Origin of the sequence: Actinomadura logoneensis (genome assembly GCF_003428695.1) — a bacterium.
Taxonomy (GTDB): Bacteria; Actinomycetota; Actinomycetes; order Streptosporangiales; family Streptosporangiaceae; genus Spirillospora; species Spirillospora logoneensis.
Genome location: NZ_QURH01000445.1, coordinates 1 through 958, shown reverse-complemented (window position 1 = coordinate 958; position 958 = coordinate 1). Strand labels below are relative to the sequence as shown.

Sequence of the window (958 nt, the reverse complement as noted above, 5' to 3'; positions counted from 1 at the left end):
GGCCCCGGCGCCCGGCGGCGGCTTCGCCGGCACGGTCCTCAAGGACCGCCCGGCCACGCCCCCGCCGGCCCGCCCCGCCCCGTCGGCCCCCTCCCGTCCGGGCCCGTCCGCCAAGACGGCGCGCAAGGCCCAGCTCCAGCTCGCCAGGCTGGAGCCCTGGTCGGTGATGAAGTTCAGCTTCGTGATGTCGCTGGTCTGCTTCGTCGTCCTGCTCGTCGCCGTCATCGTCCTGTGGATGATCCTGTCCGGCCTCGGTGTCTTCGACGCCATCGCCGGCACCGTCCAGGACCTGACCTCCAAGCAGGGCGAGGACAGCGGCGGCGTCGACGCCGCCAGCTGGTTCTCCTTCACCCGCGTCCTCGGCTACACCGTCCTGGTGGGCGCCCTGAACGTCATGCTGATCACGGCCCTGTCGACCGTCGGCTCGGTGATCTACAACCTGGCCGCCGACCTGGTCGGCGGCGTCGAGGTCACCCTCAAGGAGGCCGAGTGACAACCGATTACCGTCCACGCTCCGGCATGCGGTAATCTCTCATGCGTCGCCGCAAGACGGCGACGCAGCTGAGGGCGTATAGCTCAGTCGGTTAGAGCGCATCCCTGATAAGGATGAGGCCCCAGGTTCAAGTCCTGGTACGCCCACCAGTCGAAACCCGTCGGAACACCGGCGGGTTTTCGCATTGAATGGAGAAAAGGCGGGGGCATTCACCGACGCCACCCGGCTTTCATTCTTCGACCGCTGAGCCCTTCGGGCGTGCATGCACCTGGTGCTCGTGCAGCCGCCGCCGTCCCCAAGGGTTGGCCGCCACCGGCCGATCGCCGCTCGTGCGCTCAGTGAGCCCTCCCAGCGTCGCCGAAGTCCGGTCATGAGGGCCTCTGACTGTGCATGTCGGCGTTCGCTGGGGGCCGGGCGTCGCTTCCTTGTGAAGTGGTGCGGGCGGGGGTTGGGGGCGGTTGGGTG

The 958-nt window shown here is 68.8% G+C and carries 1 protein-coding gene and 1 tRNA gene; both read left to right on the top strand.

Features of this window, described 5'->3' with window-relative positions:
- A partial coding sequence (locus DZF91_RS23215; RefSeq protein WP_235834491.1) for a DUF3566 domain-containing protein occupies positions 1-493 on the top strand: 493 nt, incomplete at its 5' end.
- Positions 494-565: 72 nt separating this feature from the next.
- A tRNA-Ile gene (locus tag DZF91_RS23210) sits at positions 566-642 on the top strand.
- Positions 643-958 lie beyond the last annotated feature (316 nt).